This is a genomic window from Pseudomonas fluorescens, from assembly GCF_003732425.1.
Classification (GTDB): Bacteria; Pseudomonadota; Gammaproteobacteria; order Pseudomonadales; family Pseudomonadaceae; genus Aquipseudomonas; species Aquipseudomonas fluorescens_BE.
Genome location: NZ_MOBX01000014.1, coordinates 452649 through 471346, shown reverse-complemented (window position 1 = coordinate 471346; position 18698 = coordinate 452649). Strand labels below are relative to the sequence as shown.

Genomic DNA, 18698 nt, shown 5'->3' with positions numbered 1-18698 from the left:
TTTACCGTGCGCACCCGGAGTTATTTACATGACGGCCCACGCCGACCTTTCGCCGACCCTCCAACTCGCCATCGACCTGATCCGCCGTCCGTCCGTGACGCCGGTCGACGCCGATTGCCAGAAGCAGATGATGCAGCGCCTGGGCGATGCCGGTTTCAACCTCGAGCCGATGCGCATCGAAGATGTGGATAACTTCTGGGCGACCCACGGCAACAACGACGGCCCGGTGCTGTGCTTCGCCGGCCACACCGACGTGGTGCCGACCGGCCCGGTGACGGCGTGGCAGATCGACCCGTTCAACGCCGTGATCGATGAACACGGCATGCTCTGCGGTCGTGGCGCAGCGGACATGAAAGGCAGCCTGGCGTCGATGACCGTTGCCGCTGAGCGTTTCGTCGCCGACTACCCGAACCACAAAGGCAAAGTCGCGTTCCTGATCACCAGCGACGAAGAAGGCCCGGCGCACCACGGCACCAAGGCTGTGGTCGAGCGTCTGGCAGCACGCAACGAGCGTCTGGACTGGTGCATCGTTGGCGAACCGTCGAGCACCACTCTGGTTGGCGACGTCGTGAAGAACGGCCGTCGCGGCTCGCTGGGCGCCAAGCTCACGGTCAAAGGCATTCAGGGCCACGTCGCTTACCCGCATCTGGCCAAGAATCCGATCCACCTCGCCGCTCCGGCGCTGGCTGAATTGGCCGCCGAGCATTGGGATCACGGCAACGACTTCTTCCCGCCGACCAGCTTCCAAATCTCCAACGTCAACTCCGGCACCGGCGCGACCAACGTAATTCCGGGTGATCTGGTGGCGGTGTTCAACTTCCGGTTCTCCACCGAATCGACCGTCGAAGGCCTGCAGAAACGTGTGGCCGATATTCTCGACAAGCACGACCTGGACTGGCACATCGACTGGGCGCTGTCCGGTCTGCCGTTCCTCACCGAACCGGGCGCGCTGCTCGACGCGGTGTCGGCGAGCATCAAGGACATCACCGGTCGCGAGACCAAGGCCTCCACCAGCGGCGGTACCTCCGATGGCCGTTTCATCGCGACCATGGGCACGCAAGTGGTTGAACTGGGGCCGGTCAACGCGACCATTCACCAGGTCAACGAACGCGTACTGGCGGCGGATCTCGACGTACTGACCGAGATCTACTACCAGACCTTGATCAAGTTGCTCGCCTGATGCTTGCTTGCCCCATCTGCAGTGAACCGCTGAATGCGGTGGACAATGGCGTGGTCTGCCCGGCAGGCCATCGCTTCGACCGTGCGCGTCAGGGTTACCTGAACCTGCTACCGGTGCAGCACAAGAACAGCCGCGATCCCGGTGACAACCAGGCCATGGTCGAGGCTCGCCGGGACTTCTTGAACGCCGGGCATTACGCGCCGGTGGCCAAGCGTCTGGCCGAGCTGGCGGCGAGTTATGCGCCAGATCGCTGGGTCGACATCGGCTGTGGCGAAGGTTATTACACCGCGCAGATCGCCGAGGCGTTGCCGAACGCTGACGGCTACGCACTGGATATCTCCCGCGAAGCGGTCAAACGCGCCTGCAAAAGAAATCCGGCGATTAGCTGGTTGATCGCCAGCATGGCCCGCGTGCCGTTGGCGTCGGGCAGTTGCCAGTTTCTCGCCAGCGTTTTCAGCCCTTTGGACTGGGAGGAAGCCAAGCGTCTGCTCAGTGTTGGCGGCGGTCTGATGAAAGTCGGCCCGACCAGCGGCCACCTGATGGAACTGCGCGAACGCCTGTACGACGAAGTGCGCGAGTACACCGACGACAAGCATCTGGCCCTGGTGCCGGAAGGCATGGCGTTGGCGCACAGTGAAACCCTGGAATTCACGCTGACGCTGAACAAGCCCGAGGATCGCGCCAACCTGTTGGCGATGACACCCCACGGCTGGCGCGCCAGTGCCGAGCGGCGCGCAGCGGTGATCGAACAGGCCGAGCCGTTCGTGACCACCGTGTCGATGCGCTACGATTATTTCGTTCTTCAATAACTTTTGGTCTCGGGCAAACGCCCGGGGCCGGCTAAATCCGCGAATGGATTTTTCAGACCCGCAGTGAGGACATCCATGCGCCAACCGGATATCGAGATTTACCTGAAAGACGCCGACGTCGACCACAAGGCCATTTCCGCCTGGCTGGGCGCCGCGCTGGGCCCGTGCAGTGACTGGGTACAGAAAGGCCAGACTTACAAGTGCAAGGCCGGCAACGTGCCGGTGACCTGGCTACCGAAAGCCGTGGGCAAATGGAACAGCCTGTACCTGGAAAGCGACCAGACCCCATGGGACGACGACATCGCCTGCGCCCGCGCCGCATTTGCTGCGCTGAACGTCGAAGTGCGATGCGCACCGGGGACGTGGGTCGAGGAAGAAGGTGAGGAAACGGCGGATCGCTGGATTCGCATCAGCGCGGACGGTGAAGAAGAAATCACCTGGAAAACCGCCTAAAAGCAAAAGATCGTAGCCTTCGGCAGCTCCTACAGGGTCATGTGTACACCCGTAGGAGCTGCCGAAGGCTGCGATCTTTTGATCTTCAAGGTTACAGGCCTACAACATCCTCAGCCTGCAAACCCTTCTCGCCAGTAATCACTGCGTATTCTACCTGCTGGCCTTCAGTCAGCGACCGATGCCCTTCGCCGCGAATCGCGCGGTAGTGCACGAACACGTCCACCCCGTCTTCGCGCTGGATAAAGCCGTAGCCCTTGGCGTCGTTGAACCACTTCACGTTGCCGGTTTCACGTGTTGCCATCTGTTCATACTCCTTTTTTATTATTGAACAGGCTTTTCGCAGGAAAGCCTTAGAGGAACGTCAGCCTGCGTCCGACGTCCATAAAAGGGCCTCGGCGACAGACCGCCGAGTATATGACAGGTGCGAAAAGTCTCAACAGGAGATTACTTCGCTGCTTTTTTGCCGATTTTCAGCTAATACGGCACACTATCGCCCACCCGAGCACCTGCTCGGTTTTACTCACTCACGCAGAAGCCGTATGACCCGTTCCCCGTTCCGCCGTCTAGTGTTTGGCACCTTGCGCCGACTGTTGTACCTCTGGGTTCGCTCGGAGACGATCAACCAGTCGTCGTTCACCCTCAACCTCGACCGCAGTCGTCCGGTGTTCTACGTCCTGCAAAACCCTTCGCTGACCGATCTGGCCGTGGTCGACACCGAGTGCACCAAGGCCGGTCTGCCGCGTCCGGTGCTGCCGGTGTCGGTGGGTTCGCTGATCGAACCGGCGGCGTTTTTCTACCTGACGCCGGATCCGGACTGGCTCGGCCGCCAGGACAAACGCGGTGCGCCGCCGACCCTGACCCGCCTTGTCAGCGCCCTGACGCAGAACGCCGCCGAAGACGCGCAGATCATTCCGGTCAGCGTGTTCTGGGGCCAGTCGCCGGACAGCGAAAACAGCCCGTGGAAACTGCTGTTCGCAGACAGCTGGGCAGTCACCGGGCGCTTGCGCCGGCTGCTGAGCATCATCGTCCTCGGGCGCAAGACCCGCGTGCAATTCTCCGCGCCGATCCACCTGCGCGAGCTGATCGAGCACAACAAGGGCCACGAACGCACCGTGCGCATGGCCCAGCGCATCCTGCGGGTGCACTTCCGCAACCTGAAAGCCGCCGTCATCGGCCCGGACATTTCCCACCGCCGTAACCTGGTCAAAGGCCTGCTCAACCAGCCACTGGTCAAGCAGGCGATCGCTGAAGAGGCCGAGCGCGAGAACATCTCTCTGGAAAAAGCCAAGGCCCAGGCTCTGCGCTACGGCAACGAGATCGCCTCGGACTACACCTACACCGCGATCCGCTTCCTTGAAGTGGTGTTGAGCTGGTTCTGGAACAAGATCTACGACGGCATCAAGGTCAATCACATCGAAGGCGTGCAGAAGGTCGCCCAGGGTCACGAAGTGATCTACGTGCCGTGCCACCGCAGCCACATCGACTACCTGCTGCTCTCGTACCTGCTGTTCCGCAACGGCCTGACCCCGCCGCACATCGCCGCCGGGATCAACCTGAACATGCCGGTGATCGGCAGCCTGCTGCGCCGTGGCGGCGCGTTCTTCATGCGCCGCACGTTCAAGGGCAATCCGCTGTACACGTCGGTGTTCAACGAATACCTGCACACGCTGTTCACCAAAGGCTTCCCGGTCGAGTACTTCGTCGAAGGTGGCCGCTCGCGCACCGGGCGCATGCTGCAACCGAAAACCGGCATGCTCGCGATCACGATGCGCAGCTTCCTGCGTTCATCGCGGATGCCGATCGTGTTTGTGCCGGTGTACATCGGTTATGAGCGTGTGCTGGAAGGACGCACCTACCTCGGCGAATTACGTGGCGCGAGCAAGAAGAAAGAATCGATCTTCGACATTTTCAAAGTCATCGGCGCGCTCAAGCAGCGCTTCGGTCAGGTCGCTGTCAACTTCGGCGAGCCGATCAAACTGGCGGAATTCCTCGACGCCGAACAACCGGACTGGCGCCAGCAGGAACTCGGCCCGCAGTACAAACCGACGTGGCTTAACGAAACCACCAATCGCCTCGGCGAAAAAGTCGCGCAGCATTTGAACGAAGCGGCGGCGATCAACCCGGTCAACCTGGTGGCGCTGGCGCTGCTGTCGACCACGCGTCTGGCGCTGGATGATCGCGCCATGGCGCGGGTGCTGGATCTGTATCTGGCGCTGCTGCGCAAAGTCCCGTACTCGCCGCACACCACGCTGCCGGAAGGCGACGGCCGTGCGCTGATCGAGCACGTGAAAGACATGGACCTGCTCGCCGAACAGAACGACGCGTTGGGCAAGATTCTCTATCTGGACGAGCAGAACGCCGTCCTGATGACTTACTACCGCAACAACGTGCTGCACATCTTCGCGTTGCCGGCGCTGCTGGCGAGCTTCTTCCAGAGCACCTCGCGCATGAGCCGCGAACAGATCCTGCGCTACACCCGTGCGCTGTATCCGTACCTGCAATCGGAGCTGTTCATTCGCTGGACGCTGGAGGAATTGGACGGCGTGGTCGATCAATGGCTGGAAGCGTTCGTCGAGCAAGGCCTGCTGCGCTTCGAGAAAGACGTTTACCTGCGCCCGGCACCAAGCTCGCGGCATTTCGTCCTGCTGACGCTGCTGTCGAAGAGCATCGCCCAGACCTTGCAGCGCTTCTACATGACCGTATCCTTGCTGCTTAACAGCGGCCAGAACAGCATCAGCGCCGAAGAACTGGAAGACCTCTGCACGGTCATGGCCCAGCGCCTGTCGATCCTCCATGGCTTAAATGCCCCGGAGTTCTTCGACAAGAGCCTGTTCCGCCATTTCATCCAGACGATGCTCGACCTCGACGTACTGCGCCGCGACGAGGCCGGCAAACTGAGTTATCACGAGCTGCTTGGCGAGCTTGCCGAAGGTGCAGCAAAACGCGTGTTGCCGGCGGAGATTCGCTTGTCGATCCGCCAAGTCGCACTGCATCGCAGCGAAGATGCTGCCGATCAGGTCATCACTCAAGCCGAGACCTGATGCAAACCCTGTGGGAGCGACGGTGCTCGCGAAGACGGAGTGTCAAACAACTGAAATGTTGAATGCTAAACCGCTATCGCGAGCAGTCTCACTCCTACATTGAATGGAGAACACCATGAAAAAACTGACTCTGCTTGCCGCTGCCACACTGCTCAGCGCCTGCCAATCGACCACCCCCGCCGGCAAGGTCGGCCTCGACGGTGAAGTGTTCTACCTGCAGCGCATCGCCCTGCCACCGAGCGCGACCCTCAGCGTCAGCTTGCAAGACGTCTCACTGGCCGATGCCCCAGCCGTCGTATTGGACGAGCAAAAAGGCCCGGTCAAAGGCCAGGTGCCACTGCCCTTCCACTTGAGCTACGATCCGGCGCAGGTCAAACCCGGCCATCGTTATTCGGTCAGCGCGCGCATTGAAGTCAACGGTGAGTTGATGTTCATCCCCCCCGAAAACCACGCCGTGCAACTCGACGGCAACGACCCGCAGCCGCTGAAAATCCGCGTCGACGCCGTTCGTTAATTCATTTTCTGCAACAAGGAAGCCGCCATGCTCCGCCCTACCCTTCGCTTCGCCGGCCTGTGCGCCGGCCTGATGATCTCCGCCAGCGCGCTGGCCCTGTCGCTCAGCGACCTGTCGCAAAAAGACGCCACCGGCGGCCTCAAGGATGCCCTGACCCAAGGCGCGCAAATCGCCGTCAAGCAACTGGGTACACCCGGCGGCTTCAGCAACAACCCGGACGTGAAGATCGAACTGCCGGGCAAACTCGGCAAAGCCGCGAGCAAGATGAAAGCCTTCGGCATGGGCGCCCAGGTTGAAGAACTGGAAACCGCGATGAACAAAGCGGCGGAAAGCGCAGTGACCCAAGCGCAGCCAATCCTCGTCGACGCCGTGAAGAAAATGAGCGTGGAAGACGCCAAAGGCATCCTCAGCGGCGGCAAGGACTCGGCCACGCAATACCTCGACAAATCCAGCCGCGAACAGATCCGCGCCAAGTTCCTGCCGATCGTCAAACAGGCGACCGACAAGGTTGGCGTAGCGCAGAAGTACAACTCGTTCGCCGGCCAAGCTGCAGCGTTTGGCGTTGTCGATGCGAAGAGCGCCAACGTTGAAAACTACGTCACCGAACAGGCGCTCAATGGCTTGTTCGAAATGATCGGCAAACAGGAAGAAACCATTCGCCAGAACCCGGCCGCCGCGGCGACCAGCCTGGCGAAGAAGGTGTTCGGCACGCTCTAAGCAGTGAGAACACGGGGGCGAATCAATTCGCTCCCGTGCTTCCCTCCGCGTAAAGGACTACGTAAAAAAAACACCCACTCCCGCCCCATCCTCCTTCTCTCAAAAAGCTGCAATTGGTCCAGCCCCTCCAGAACCGAAGTCGCCTCGCTGTACGAGCAACCAAAATTATCCATCACATTACTCGCGGTGAACTCCTTCGCCTCCCCGCGTTTTGCCGCCTGATACACCGCGTGCTGTTTTTCCGTCATCTGATCGAAGTAGCCAGAATTCGTTAGCCAACGCTCGAACGCTTCGGTGTAGGCCACGCTCTCGCGGTAAACATCCGTAAACCCGAGTACGGCTCGCTGAATGACCGAACACTGGAACTCGATGAAATAAGTCAGATCCAGCTCATCCGCCTCGGTGTGCAGGTATGAGCGTCCGTACTTCACTGGCGCATTACGCAGTAATAAACTGATCGCAATGTAGCGAAACGCCGCAAACTCGTTCTTGAACATGAACCAGTAAAACAACGCCCTGGCGACCCGCCCGTTACCGTCGCGAAAGGGATGTTCGTAGCCCAAGGCAAAGTGCAGCGTGATCGCCTTGATCAGCGGATGCAGATAGCTCGTCGCTTGCGGTGAGCCATCGGGCAGGTTGATCCAATGCGACAGCCGCTCCAGCCGCGACACCAGTCCTGCTGCAGGTGGTGGCCGGTGCACGGTGTTGCCCGCCCCGTCCTGAACGACCACTTCGTCATTGACCCTGAACACCCCGGGGGAATACTGCTCGTCATCGATACCCTCGACACCCACCCGATGAATCGCTGCGATCAAATCCACGCTCATGGGTTCGTAACGTCTCTCCCAGGCAAAATTCATCATCCGGTAATTCCCCATCACCATGCGTTCATCCGGAGTACGGGGCTGGCGCTGCTGCTTGAGCATGTCCTTGGCCACACGCGTGGTGGTCGCCGCACCCTCCAGCTGGCTACTGGCGATGGCCTCGTCTTCGATCAAATCATTCAGCAGATAACTGAAATGCGCTCGCTCGCCGATCTTGCTGGTCATGAATTCCAGCGCGGCCGTAGTGGCCTGCCGATCGACAATGGAGATGGTTTTCTGTGCCAACGGCGTCAACAGATACTTGCCCCACTGCACCGGCTCGCCCAGCGACAGCAGATTGACGTGCTGAGCAGCCCGAGCCTTCTTGACCAACGCCCAACACAGTTTGGCATCCAGCCCTGGCGCCCAGCGATAACGCAACGCTTCAAACGGCAGATAACGACCTTGATCGTCGAGCGGCTTGAGCAGCGCAAGATAATCCGCCAGACGCTGCTTGTGGGGCGGGCGCACCAACAAGTCGAACACCGGGTCGGATCGGCCCTTCAAGGGTGGAGGCTTTTTCATCAAGGCGGACTCAAGGACTCTGGAAAAGCAGAGGCTTGAGTACAGCATTCGCGGCACCCTGGCTCAATATCGGAGGTTTCTGAAAAAGCTGTAGGAAGTCGCGGGAGCAGAGCGAGCATTGGATATTCAGACAGACAGGTAGCGACTGACGGGCCGTCATCGCTGGCAAGCCAGCTCCCACAATTTGAACTGGGTGCATTCAGGCAGAGGATAGTTGGATCTCAGAACGCCATCGCGAGCAGGCTCGCTCCTACAGTTGGATAGCGTACATCTGCAAAAAACAGATCGGCTGTCAGGCCGCCTTCGCGAGCAGGCTCGCTCCCACAGTTGGATGGAGTACATCTGCAAAAAACAGGTCGGCTGTCAGGCCGCCTTCGCGAGCAGGCTCGCTCCCACAGTTGAATGGAGTACATCTGCAAAAAACAGGTCGGCTGTCAGGCCGCCTTCGCGAGCAGGCTCGCTCCCACAGTTGAATGGAGTACACCTGCAAAAAACAGGTCGGCTATCAGGCCGCCTTCGCGAGCAGGCTCACTCCTACAGTTGGATTGCGTACATCTGCAAAAAACAGGTCGGCTGTCAGGCCGCCTTCGCGAGCAGGCTCGCTCCTACAGTTGGATAGCGTACATCTGCAAAAAACAGGTCGGCTGTCAGGCCGCTATCGCGAGCAGGCTCACTCCTACAGTTGGATTGCGTACATCTGCAAAAAACAGGTCGGCTGTCAGGCCGCCTTCGCGAGCAGGCTCGCTCCCACAGAAGAGCAAGAACAGATCGCCTCTGCTCTTAACCACTCAACAGGATGAGCGTTAGCTCGGCTGCAGCTTTTGATCTTAGAGCCCGTCGGCAGGCTGAGTGGAGGGATTGATCCGGGGGTGGGAGCGTAGCGACCGTTTGGCGAAGCCAAACACATCGAGAGGAGGTGCAGCGAAGCAAACCGTAGGCGATGCCCCCGGATCGATCCCGGAGCGAAGGAACCCCGAGCCTTAGCGAGCGGGCCGAACGTCAGGGCAAAGACCTTTGGTTCCTTTGGGGCGTTTGCCAAAGGGACTCGCTGTAAGAGCGAAACCGCCAGCGGCATCACCCGCACAAACGGATATTCACCCAAAACCCCAAGAGCATGGTCGGCCCGAAGGCCGCCACACAAACCACAAATCAAACGGCGTCTTTGCGAACCCTGAACCAGGCCGCATACAACGCCGGCAAAAACAACAGCGTCAACGCAGTCGCAACAATCAACCCCCCCATGATCGCCACCGCCATCGGCCCGAAAAACACACTGCGCGACAACGGAATCATCGCCAGCACCGCCGCCAGCGCCGTCAACACAATCGGCCTGAAGCGTCGAACCGTAGCCTCGATAATCGCCTGCCAAGGCTTAAGCCCCGAGGCAATATCCTGCTCGATCTGATCCACCAGAATCACCGAGTTACGCATGATCATCCCGGACAAGGCAATCGTCCCCAACATCGCCACAAAACCGAACGGCTGACGGAACACCATCAAAAACAGCGTCACCCCGATCAACCCCAGCGGCGCCGTCAAAAACACCATCGCCGTGCGCGAAAAACTGCGCAACTGCACCATCAGCAGGGTCAGCACCACGACAATGAACATCGGCACCCCGGCATTCACCGACTTCTGCCCACGCTCGGAATCCTCCACCGTACCGCCGACATCCAGCAGATAACCATCGGGCAATTCAGCACGAATCGAATCCAGCGTCGGCATGATCTGCTTCACCAATGTCGCCGGCTGCTCCTTGCCATAAATATCCGCCCGTACGGTCACGTTCGGCAGACGATTGCGGTGCCAGATAATCCCTTCCTCAAAGCCGTATTCCAGCGTGGCAATCTGCGACAACGCCACGCTGCGGCCGTTATCCGTCGGCACCGCCAGACTCGGCAGCAAGGACAATTCAGTGCGTTCATGCACCGTGCCGCGCAGCAGAATCTCGATCAACTCGTTGTCTTCGCGATACTGGCTGACACTCGACCCGGTCAGCGAACTCTGCAGGAATTTCGCCAGATTGGCCGTGCTTACACCCAATGCCCGCGCGCGATCCTGATCGATATTCAGATAAACAACTTTGCTCGGTTCTTCCCAATCCAGATGCACATTGACCACGTGCGGATTCTCGCGAACCTTGGCCGCCACTTTGCGCGCCAACGCGCGGACTTCTTCAATGTGCTCACCGGTCACGCGAAACTGCACCGGATAGCCAACCGGCGGACCGTTTTCCAGGCGTGTAACCCGCGAACGCAGCGCCGGGAATTGCTCGTTAAGCGTCTCGATCAACCAACTGCGCAGCGCTTCACGCTCCTCAATGGTTTTCGCCAATACCACAAACTGCGCGAAACTCGCCGCCGGCAATTGCTGATCCAGCGGCAGGTAGAAACGCGGCGATCCGGTGCCAACATAAGCCACGTAATTGTCGATGCCAGCGTGATCCTTGAGCATCGCTTCCAGACGTTTGACCTCGCCAGTGGTATTGGCCAGTGACGCACCTTCGGCGAGTTTCAGATCGACCATCAACTCCAGTCGATTGGAGGCCGGGAAAAACTGCTGCGGGACGAAACGGAACAACATCACCGAGGCAATAAACAGCCCCACCGTCAGCACGATCACGGTCTTGCGGTGCGCCACGCACCACTCCACCAAACGTCGAACACGCTGATAGAACGGTGTGCCATACGGATCTGGTTGACCGTCACCCGTGCCATGTTTGGCTGCATGAATTTTCGCCAGGTCCGGCAGGAGTTTTTCCCCCAGGTACGGCACGAACACCACCGCCGCCACCCAGGACGCGAGCAACGCGATGGTCACCACCTGGAAGATCGAGCGGGTGTATTCGCCAGTGCCGGATTGCGCCGTGGCAATCGGCAGAAATCCGGCGGCAGTGATCAACGTACCGGTGAGCATCGGGAACGCGGTACTGGTCCAGGCGTAGCTCGCGGCCCTGATCCGATCGAAGCCTTGCTCCATTTTGATCGCCATCATTTCCACGGCAATGATCGCGTCGTCCACCAGCAAGCCCAACGCCAACACCAACGCGCCAAGGGAAATTTTGTGCAGGCCGATGCCGAGGTAATACATGCAGGCGAAGGTCATCGCCAGCACCAGCGGAATGGTCAGCGCGACGACCATGCCGGTGCGTACACCGAGGGAGAAAAAACTCACCAACAAGACAATCGCCAGCGCTTCGACCAGCACCTGAACGAACTCGCCGACCCCGGTTTTCACCGCCGCAGGCTGGTCGGACACCTTGCGCAATTGCATGCCGGCCGGGAGGTTTTTCTGGATACGCGAGAACTGGCCTTCCAGCGCTTTACCGAGCACCAGAATGTCGCCGCCATCCTTCATCGCCACCGCAAGACCAATCGCATCTTCGCCCATGAAGCGCATGCGCGGCGCCGGTGGATCGTTGAAGCCGCGACGCACATCGGCGACATCGGAGATGCGGAACGTACGATCGCCGACGCGGATCGGGAAATTCTTTATCTCCTCGACCGTCTGAAAATTCCCCGAGACCCGTAGCTGCAATCGCTCGCTACCGGTCTCGAAGAACCCGGCGGTCGAGACCGCGTTCTGCTCTTGCAGCGCCTGTTGCACTGCCGCCAGCGGCAAGCCGAGGGTCGCGAGTTTGACGTTGGACAGTTCGACCCAGATTTTCTCGTCCTGCAAACCGAGCAGGTCGACCTTGCCGACATCCTTGACCCGTTGCAGCTGGATCTGGATGCGGTCGGCGTAATCCTTGAGCACCGCGTAATCGAAACCGTCGCCGGTCAGCGCATAGATGTTGCCGAACGTGGTGCCAAACTCATCGTTGAAAAACGGCCCCTGAATATCCGGCGGCAGGGTCTGGCGAATATCACTGACCTTCTTGCGCACTTGATACCAGAGGTCAGGGATTTGATTGGAATGCATCGAGTCGCGGGCAATGAACGTGACCTGGGATTCACCGGGGCGCGAGAACGACACGATGCGTTCGTACTCGCCGGTTTCCATCAGCTTCTTTTCAATACGTTCGGTGACCTGCCGCGAAACTTCCTGCGCGGTCGCCCCCGGCCAGCGAGTCTGGATCACCATGGCTTTGAACGTGAACGGTGGGTCCTCACTCTGGCCGAGTTTGGTGTAGGACAACGCACCGACGATGGCCAGAAGAAGCATCAGGAACAGTACGATCTGGCGATTACGCAACGCCCATTCGGAAAGGTTGAAGCGCATCGGGGCTTACTCCTTGTTCGCCAGATTGACCACGCGATTGGAGCGATCCACCGGACGCACCTGCTGACCATCGAGCAACACATGCACGCCGGCAGCCACCACCCAGTCACTGGCGTTCAGGCCTTCGAGCACCGGCACGGTTTTCTCGCCGAACGGGCCGACGCGCACCGGGGTTTTCTTCAAACTGTTGTTGGCGCTGACGACCCAGACGTAGGTCGCGCCGTTTTCGGCGGTGAGTGCCGAGAGCGGCACCGACAGGGAAACGCTATCGGCCGACTGCACAAACACCCGGGCGCTCTGGCCCAGTTCGGCCGGGACTTTGCCGCTGGTAAAGGAGATGCGCGCGGCGAAGGTGCGCGAGCGCGGATCGGCGGCAGGTGACAGTTCGCGGATCTGCCCGGCGAAGCGCTGGTTCTGTTGCGTCCACAGCTCGACCGTCACTGGCTGACCGACCTTGAAGCGGCCGAAGCTCTGCTCCGGCAGGCTGATCAGCACTTCGCGCTCGCCGTCGGTGGCGAGGGTGAACACGGTTTGCCCGGCGGCGACGACTTGCCCCACCTCGACCGAACGCTTGGCGACCACGCCATCCTGCGGCGCACGCAACACCGCGTAACTGGCCTGATTGGTCGACACGTTGAATTCAGCTTTGATTTGTTTGAGGCGGGCCTCACCGGAGCGGTAAAGGTTTTCGGCGTTGTCGTAGGCCGAGCGGCTGACCATCTGCCGATCCATCAGGGTCTTGTAGCGATCGCGCTCGGCGCGGACCAGATTGAGATTGGCTTCGGCGGCGGCGACCTGGGCGCGGGTCGCTTCCAGTTGCAGGCGCACGTCCTGCGGATCGAGTTCAGCGAGCGGTTGATCAGCCTTCACGCGCTGGCCTTCATCGACCAGTCGTCGGCTGACTTTGCCACCAATGCGGAACGCCAGATCGGGTTCGTAACGGGCACGCACCTCGCCCGGATAACTTTCCATCGCCTGCGCCGAAGGCTCTGGATGCACCACCATGGCCGGTCGCACGGTGACTGGCGTCGCCTCTTCCTGACCGCATGCTGACAAAAGGAACGCCAGACTCACTGGCAACGCGAGGGACAACGCATGGCGGAACATGGTGACGGACCTTTCGCTAATGGTGCTTGGAATAATTATACTGGCGGGTATGTTATTAATAGCAAACTCACCAGTCCAGTATTAAAAGCGAAGAATGTCGAACAATCTTTCAGCTCCAAACGGCCCGGGCCGCCCCAAGGATCTGGCCAAGCGCCAGGCGATCCTCGACGCGGCGAAAATCCTTTTTCTGAGTCATGGCTACGCCAACACCAGCATGGACGCGGTCGCCAGCGAGGCTGGCGTGTCGAAGTTGACGGTGTACAGCCATTTCAACGACAAGGAGACGCTGTTCTCCGCTGCCGTGGTGGCCAAATGCGAGGAGCAATTACCGCCACTGTTCTTCGAATTGCCCGACGGCATCGCCGTGGAAAATGTGTTGCTGAACATTGCGCGAGGCTTTCATCACCTGATCAACAGCGATGAATCGGTGAATCTGCACCGTTTGATCATGGCCCTGGGCAGTCAGGACCCGAAGCTGTCGCTGATCTTCTTCGAGGCCGGCCCGCAGCGCATGGTGCAGGGTATGGAACGGCTGTTGACGCGCGTCCACGAGACCGGCGCGCTGAGCATTGATCTGCCACGCAATGCCGCTGAGCACTTCTTTTGCCTGATCAAGGGTGCGGGGAATTTTCGTTTGCTGTATGGCTGTGGTGAGCCGTTGACTGAAGAGGCAGCGGAAAGCCATGTGCAGGAAGTTGTAGCGTTGTTTATGCGCGCCTATCGGCCCTGACAGCCTTGCGGTGTCTGGGCGGGCGCTTTCGCGAGCAGGCTCGCTCCCACAGTTGAAATGCATTCCAAGGTGGGAGCGAGCCTGCTCGCGAATGCGGCGACTCGATCTCAGGGCTTGAGCGCTTTCTTCGGGTAAATGTCATAGCGGCTCGATTTGCCATCCAACGCATGACTCGGTTTCGGCCCATCAATACACGGCGCCTTGCGCGGCCGCTTGACCACCACCCGGTGCGTGGCCAATGCCAAAGCAGCCTGCAACAGCGCCGGCGCATCCGGGTCATCGCCCACCAAAGGCCGGAACAGGCGCATTTCCTTCTTCACCAGCGCCGTCTTCTCGCGATGGGGAAACATCGGATCGAGATAGATCACCTGCGGCGGCTCCCCTTCCCAGTTCTGCATGACCTCGATGGAATTGCCTTTGAGCAACGTCATCCGCGCCACAATCGGCGCCACGTCGAAATCTTCCGCCGCCCGCGCCAGACCGTCCTCCAGCAACGCGCCAATCAGCGGCTGGCGCTCGATCAGGCTCATCTCGCAACCAAGGCTGGCCAGCACGAACGCATCCTTGCCCAAACCCGCCGTGGCATCCAGCACTCGCGGACGCACACCTTGGGCGATGCCGACAGCCTTGGCGATCATCTGCCCGCTGCCGCCACCGTATAAACGCCGATGTGCCGCGCCGCCCTCAACGAAGTCGACCCGCACCGGCCCCGGTGCGTCCGGGCCGAGCTGTTGCAGTTGCAAACCCTGCTCGCCAACCTGTAAGGCAAACTCGCCGTCCGCCACTTCACGCGGCAGTCCCAGGCGTTCGGCCCACTGCCCGGCTTGCGCTTCAAACGCTGCGCCAAGGGCCTGGACATGGATGCGGCAGGCCGCAGGTTGCTCGATCATGGAAAACACGCTCAAAAATTCAAGGATCGGCAAAAACCGCCGATAATTCATTCAACGCGCATTTTGCCAGAGCTGAGCGTCAACCGAAAAAAATGTCAGGCATTCTTCCCACATCGATTGGCTACATCTCGCCCCATGGCGACTTTAGCCGTCACAACACTCAAGCACTGAGCGGCGTCAGTCACCTGTGGCAGGATTTCTTTGCCCAGGCGATGGCCGAACAGACGAGTGAAGTGGTGCCCGCCTGCGGCACGTTTCCGCCGGTAGATCTGAGCAGCCCGGAAGAACCGACCATCGGCAGCGAGCTGCACGCACACATCGTCAGCCAGCGCGAGTGCGATGTGGTGGAAACCGAAGTGCGTCCGCCGGAGCCATTGTTCCTGCCGATCGCCGAATTCGAAATGGAACTGCTGGACAAGCCGTTCCCACCGTTCCCGCCAGAAGAACTGCAAGCTCAGCAGGCGCAGCAGGATTTTGACAGCAGTTGGGTTCGCCCGGTGGTCATCAACAATGGTCAGCCCGTTCCAGAGCCTGGCCCGGCCCCGCAGAAGAAGCCGCTGTACCTGCCGATTGCCGAATTCGACCTGGATCTGCTGCAAAAGCCTTATCCGCCGTTCCCGCCGGAAGAAATCGTCGAGCAACAGAAAGCGCTGGACTTCGATAACGGTTGGGCGCGCCCGATCGTTCTGCAGAACCTGCGCCTCGCCGCCTAACCCTCAGCGACACACGCTCCAACGCCCGACATCGACATGAAAGTGATTGCGATGGGCGGCGTTGTAATCCGGGCTCAACACCACACTGAACGCTTCGCAGGCGCCGTCGCGCAGTTGACGCAGAAACTGCGCGTCCTGATTTTGCTTCGGCCAGTCTTTGAGCACACTGACCGTGCGGCCATCCGCCAGGCGAAATCCGGCGATGTCCAGCGCATCCGCACTGGCATGGCGGCTTAGCGCCCCGCTTTCGCGATTGTAGACATTGCGACAGGCGAAGCTGCCGAGGTGATCAATCCGCGCGACCTTTTGCCCGTAAACGGATTGTGCGGCGGGTTGCAGCGTGTGGTGTTCAAACATCGCGTAAGCCACCGCCAACGGACAACTGGCGAGGAAACTGCTGCTCAGCGCCACCTCGCCGCCCTGTACGCGCAAGGCGCCGATCAGCGGGCACTTGGCGTCAGGGCTGTCGGCTTGCCGCGTGACGCGCAGATCGGAACTGCCCAACGCCCGGGCGCAGAGTTCAGCATCACTGCGCAAACGCATCAGCTTGTAGCCGGTCAGCCAGTTCGGCGTGGCTTTCACATCCAGCGGCGCCCATGGATTCCATTCTGGTGGTACGTCCAGCCAACCGCGCCAGACACTGATCAACGCACCACCAATGATCAGCAGCACGGTAAGCGCAATCCATCGCCCCATGTTCAGCCCTTGAAGAACTGATTGGCCTTGGCGTACGGCATCGACTGCGAGGTAAAGCCGAACGTGCCGGACTGCTGGATCTCTTCAGCGGCGCGGAAGAACTCGCCGAACGCTGCCAACGCCAGCGCCGAACCGGTGCTGATGCGCCGCACGCCCATTTCTTGCAGTTCCTGCACGGTCAGTTTCAAACCGCCGGACATCAGCACATTGACCGGTTTCGGCGCCACCGCGCGCACCACCGCCAGCACTTCTTCGGCGCTGCGCAAACCCGGCGCGTACAACACGTCGGCGCCCGCTTCGGCGAAGGCCTGCAAGCGGCGAATAGTGTCGTTGATGTCGGGATTGCCGTGCAGATAGTTTTCCGCACGGGCGGTGAGGATGAAGGGAAATGGCAACGTGCGCACAGCGGCGACGGCGGCTTCGATGCGCGCCACGGCGTGTTCGAAGCAATAGATCGGCGCATCCGCGCGGCCCGTGGCGTCTTCGATCGAGCCACCGACGGCGCCCGCCTCGGCAGCACGCAGCAAGCTTTTCGCGGCCTCGGTCGGGTCATCGGCGAAACCGTTTTCCAAATCCACCGCTACCGGCAAATCAGTAGCGGCGACAATCGCGCGGACATTGGCCAAGGTCTCATCAAGACTCAGCGCGCCATCGGCCTTGCCTTGGGAAAACGCATAACCGGCGCTGGTGGTCGCGAGGGCCTGATAGCCGAGGCTGGCGAGCATTTTTGCCGACCCGGCATCCCACGGATTGGGAATCACGAAAATCCCCGGACGTTCATGCAGGGCTTTGAAGGCGTGGGCTTTACGGGCTTGGGCATCCATCGGCAGGCTCCTGAGCAGGAAAAAAATCCGCCTCAGAGCAGGCCAAGTTGCTCCGCGGCGGGTTCTCTGTATAGCTCAGGCAGCGCTGGCAGGCCAGGCAAACGTTGCATCAGTTGTGCGTGAAAACGTTGCGCCAGTTTTGCAGCCAACAGGTTGTCGGCCGTATGAAGGAAGATGTACGGCATGCGCCCCTCTTCGATCCACTCGGCGATTTTCGCCACCCACGGCAGCAGGAACGGGTCGTTGGCCTCAAGCTCAGGATGACCAATGAAGCGCACTTGCGGGAACCGGGTGAACGCCGCCGGGCGTGTCGGCACTCGCGGTTTTTTCGATTGTGCGTGGATTACCGAGGATTCGGTCGACAGGCAACTGAACAGCGCACGCGGGTCGAGGCAGATGCGTTCGACGCCCCGGTCCAGCAGCAAGCGATTGAGCAAGCGTTCGCTCTCGCCCTTGGCAAAGAACTGTTCATGCCGCACTTCCACTGCCAACGGGCAATCCAGCGCATCAATGAACGCCGCCAGTTCCGGCAGCCGCTGCGGCGTAAAGCTTTTCGACAGTTGCAGCCACAGCGGCGAGACCCGCTCACCGAGGGGCTTGAGTAATTGCAGGAAGGTCTCGGCGGCGGTCAGTTGATCGCGCAGATCACCGCTGTGGCTGATGTCGCCGGGGAATTTGGCGGTGAAACGAAAGTGCTCGGGCATGACCTCGGCCCAACGCTGCACCGTGGCGGGCGACGGGCTGGCGTAGAAGGTCGTGTTGCCTTCAACGGCGTTGAACACTTGCGAATAGAGACCGAGGAATTCGGAGGTTTTGGCGTCTACCGGGTACAGATACTCGCGCCAGGCGTTATCGCTCCAGGACGGGCACCCAAGGTAGTAAGGCAGATCCATCAGATGTACAGATCAAGGCCCAGCACGTCTGCATCCCAATCGACAAAACCGGCGGTGCTCAGGTAGCTGGCGAGGGCCATGGCTACGCTCTTTTTCATCGCACGGTGGTAGATCATGTCTTGCTGACGGGCAGGCAGATTGCTCAGGCGTTGTGCCGAGGCTTTGGCAGCGCGGGCGGCCAATTGCGCTTCAGTCGGGAATTCCAGCTCGCCGTCGATATCGTCGACGGATTCATCTAGCGCTGCATTGCCTTTGCGAGGCTTGCGCTTGATGGGGTAGGACTGAGAGGAAAGGCCGTCTATACGCATAAATTCATGCTCGGTATCGATGATGGCAATTTAGCGGCACTTGACCGACTTAGCAAACTGCCGAGTGATAACTAGAACACATAAAGCGCAAAAGGTTTAAAGCGAGGGGTTAGAAACTGACGATTGGCTTTGGAAGATCAAAAGATCGCAGCCTGCGGCAGCTCCTACATTTGGAATGCGATCCTTGTAAGAGCTGCCGAAGGCTGCGATCTTT

At 60.1% G+C, this 18698-nt stretch carries 17 protein-coding genes; 8 read left to right on the top strand and 9 right to left on the bottom strand.

Translation table 11 applies throughout. From position 1 onward, the window contains the following. Positions 1-28: 28 nt before the first annotated feature. From dapE to BK670_RS19200, 3 genes are all read left to right on the top strand, one after another. On the top strand, positions 29-1180 hold the full coding sequence (gene dapE, locus BK670_RS19210; RefSeq protein ID WP_123452037.1) for a succinyl-diaminopimelate desuccinylase: 1152 nt from the start codon (positions 29-31) through the stop codon (positions 1178-1180). Continuing rightward, positions 1180-1989: a putative RNA methyltransferase gene (locus BK670_RS19205; protein ID WP_123452035.1), complete on the top strand. Its 810-nt coding sequence runs from the start codon at positions 1180-1182 to the stop codon at positions 1987-1989. Before dapE ends, BK670_RS19205 begins: the two co-directional genes overlap by 1 nt. 75 nt (positions 1990-2064) lie before the next feature. Then, positions 2065-2442 (top strand): hypothetical protein, encoded by a 378-nt coding sequence (locus tag BK670_RS19200; protein WP_064364265.1) that lies wholly within the window; start codon positions 2065-2067, stop codon positions 2440-2442. 91 nt (positions 2443-2533) lie between these two features. Here BK670_RS19200 and BK670_RS19195 read toward each other — a convergent pair whose 3' ends face one another. Next, on the bottom strand, positions 2534-2743 hold the full coding sequence (locus BK670_RS19195) for a cold-shock protein (RefSeq protein WP_007908870.1): 210 nt from the start codon (positions 2741-2743) through the stop codon (positions 2534-2536). A gap of 238 nt (positions 2744-2981) precedes the next feature. Here BK670_RS19195 and plsB point away from each other — a divergent pair, with 238 nt between their 5' ends. The 3 genes from plsB to BK670_RS19180 all read left to right on the top strand — a co-directional run bounded on the left by plsB (position 2982) and on the right by BK670_RS19180 (position 6714). Beyond that, positions 2982-5483: a glycerol-3-phosphate 1-O-acyltransferase PlsB gene (gene plsB, locus BK670_RS19190; protein ID WP_123452033.1), complete on the top strand. Its 2502-nt coding sequence runs from the start codon at positions 2982-2984 to the stop codon at positions 5481-5483. Between the two features lie 115 nt (positions 5484-5598). Further along, positions 5599-5997 (top strand): YbaY family lipoprotein, encoded by a 399-nt coding sequence (locus BK670_RS19185; protein WP_123452031.1) that lies wholly within the window; start codon positions 5599-5601, stop codon positions 5995-5997. 27 nt (positions 5998-6024) lie between these two features. Continuing rightward, positions 6025-6714: a DUF4197 domain-containing protein gene (locus tag BK670_RS19180; protein WP_016985113.1), complete on the top strand. Its 690-nt coding sequence runs from the start codon at positions 6025-6027 to the stop codon at positions 6712-6714. Here the strand turns inward: BK670_RS19180 and BK670_RS19175 are convergent. The 3 genes from BK670_RS19175 to BK670_RS19165 form a co-directional block, all read right to left on the bottom strand. Next, positions 6711-8102 carry a Fic family protein gene (locus BK670_RS19175; protein WP_123452029.1) on the bottom strand — a complete coding sequence of 464 codons (1392 nt, stop codon included), beginning with the start codon at positions 8100-8102 and terminating at the stop codon, positions 6711-6713. The two genes, BK670_RS19180 and BK670_RS19175, sit on opposite strands and share 4 nt — an antisense overlap. A 1149-nt stretch (positions 8103-9251) precedes the next feature. Next, positions 9252-12323 carry an efflux RND transporter permease subunit gene (locus BK670_RS19170; RefSeq protein ID WP_123452027.1) on the bottom strand — a complete coding sequence of 1024 codons (3072 nt, stop codon included), beginning with the start codon at positions 12321-12323 and terminating at the stop codon, positions 9252-9254. 6 nt (positions 12324-12329) lie between these two features. Further along, positions 12330-13430 (bottom strand): efflux RND transporter periplasmic adaptor subunit, encoded by a 1101-nt coding sequence (locus BK670_RS19165; protein WP_123452025.1) that lies wholly within the window; start codon positions 13428-13430, stop codon positions 12330-12332. Between the two features lie 94 nt (positions 13431-13524). Between BK670_RS19165 and BK670_RS19160 the strand changes: the two genes are divergently transcribed. Further along, a complete protein-coding gene (locus tag BK670_RS19160) occupies positions 13525-14160 on the top strand; it encodes a TetR/AcrR family transcriptional regulator (protein WP_123452023.1) in 636 nt (211 codons plus the stop codon). A 107-nt stretch (positions 14161-14267) separates the two neighbouring features. On the opposite strand, the gene BK670_RS19155 is transcribed toward BK670_RS19160, so the two are convergent. Beyond that, the gene (locus BK670_RS19155) at positions 14268-15050 is read right to left on the bottom strand and encodes a class I SAM-dependent methyltransferase (RefSeq protein WP_123452835.1); all 783 of its coding nucleotides are present in this window, start codon (positions 15048-15050) and stop codon (positions 14268-14270) included. Positions 15051-15142: 92 nt separating this feature from the next. Here BK670_RS19155 and BK670_RS19150 point away from each other — a divergent pair, with 92 nt between their 5' ends. Continuing rightward, the gene (locus tag BK670_RS19150) at positions 15143-15763 is read left to right on the top strand and encodes an energy transducer TonB (protein ID WP_093436665.1); all 621 of its coding nucleotides are present in this window, start codon (positions 15143-15145) and stop codon (positions 15761-15763) included. 3 nt (positions 15764-15766) lie between these two features. Here BK670_RS19150 and BK670_RS19145 read toward each other — a convergent pair whose 3' ends face one another. From BK670_RS19145 to BK670_RS19130, 4 genes are read right to left on the bottom strand one after another with little or no spacing between them, the layout of a single operon-like run. Continuing rightward, positions 15767-16459, bottom strand: coding sequence for an extensin-like domain-containing protein (locus BK670_RS19145; protein ID WP_123452021.1), 693 nt, complete (start codon positions 16457-16459; stop codon positions 15767-15769). A 2-nt stretch (positions 16460-16461) separates the two neighbouring features. Continuing rightward, entirely contained in the window at positions 16462-17283 is an 822-nt protein-coding gene (locus tag BK670_RS19140; protein WP_123452019.1) for an isocitrate lyase/PEP mutase family protein, read from the bottom strand. 32 nt (positions 17284-17315) lie between these two features. Then, positions 17316-18176: a DUF72 domain-containing protein gene (locus tag BK670_RS19135; protein ID WP_123452017.1), complete on the bottom strand. Its 861-nt coding sequence runs from the start codon at positions 18174-18176 to the stop codon at positions 17316-17318. Beyond that, positions 18176-18484 (bottom strand): hypothetical protein, encoded by a 309-nt coding sequence (locus tag BK670_RS19130; RefSeq protein ID WP_123452015.1) that lies wholly within the window; start codon positions 18482-18484, stop codon positions 18176-18178. Before BK670_RS19130 ends, BK670_RS19135 begins: the two co-directional genes overlap by 1 nt. Between the last annotated feature and the right edge of the window lie 214 nt (positions 18485-18698).

Coding starts and splice junctions, on each gene's coding strand:
- BK670_RS19135 (WP_123452017.1), bottom strand. CDS start 18,176: ATGGATCTGCCTTACTACCTTGGGTGCCCGTCCTGGAGCGATAACGCC.
- BK670_RS19170 (WP_123452027.1), bottom strand. CDS start 12,323: ATGCGCTTCAACCTTTCCGAATGGGCGTTGCGTAATCGCCAGATCGTA.
- BK670_RS19145 (WP_123452021.1), bottom strand. CDS start 16,459: ATGGGGCGATGGATTGCGCTTACCGTGCTGCTGATCATTGGTGGTGCG.
- BK670_RS19185 (WP_123452031.1), top strand. CDS start 5,599: ATGAAAAAACTGACTCTGCTTGCCGCTGCCACACTGCTCAGCGCCTGC.
- BK670_RS19155 (WP_123452835.1), bottom strand. CDS start 15,050: ATGATCGAGCAACCTGCGGCCTGCCGCATCCATGTCCAGGCCCTTGGC.
- BK670_RS19205 (WP_123452035.1), top strand. CDS start 1,180: ATGCTTGCTTGCCCCATCTGCAGTGAACCGCTGAATGCGGTGGACAAT.
- BK670_RS19140 (WP_123452019.1), bottom strand. CDS start 17,283: ATGGATGCCCAAGCCCGTAAAGCCCACGCCTTCAAAGCCCTGCATGAA.
- BK670_RS19150 (WP_093436665.1), top strand. CDS start 15,143: ATGTCAGGCATTCTTCCCACATCGATTGGCTACATCTCGCCCCATGGC.
- BK670_RS19200 (WP_064364265.1), top strand. CDS start 2,065: ATGCGCCAACCGGATATCGAGATTTACCTGAAAGACGCCGACGTCGAC.
- BK670_RS19175 (WP_123452029.1), bottom strand. CDS start 8,102: ATGAAAAAGCCTCCACCCTTGAAGGGCCGATCCGACCCGGTGTTCGAC.
- dapE (WP_123452037.1), top strand. CDS start 29: ATGACGGCCCACGCCGACCTTTCGCCGACCCTCCAACTCGCCATCGAC.
- BK670_RS19160 (WP_123452023.1), top strand. CDS start 13,525: ATGTCGAACAATCTTTCAGCTCCAAACGGCCCGGGCCGCCCCAAGGAT.
- BK670_RS19195 (WP_007908870.1), bottom strand. CDS start 2,743: ATGGCAACACGTGAAACCGGCAACGTGAAGTGGTTCAACGACGCCAAG.
- plsB (WP_123452033.1), top strand. CDS start 2,982: ATGACCCGTTCCCCGTTCCGCCGTCTAGTGTTTGGCACCTTGCGCCGA.
- BK670_RS19165 (WP_123452025.1), bottom strand. CDS start 13,430: ATGTTCCGCCATGCGTTGTCCCTCGCGTTGCCAGTGAGTCTGGCGTTC.
- BK670_RS19180 (WP_016985113.1), top strand. CDS start 6,025: ATGCTCCGCCCTACCCTTCGCTTCGCCGGCCTGTGCGCCGGCCTGATG.
- BK670_RS19130 (WP_123452015.1), bottom strand. CDS start 18,484: ATGCGTATAGACGGCCTTTCCTCTCAGTCCTACCCCATCAAGCGCAAG.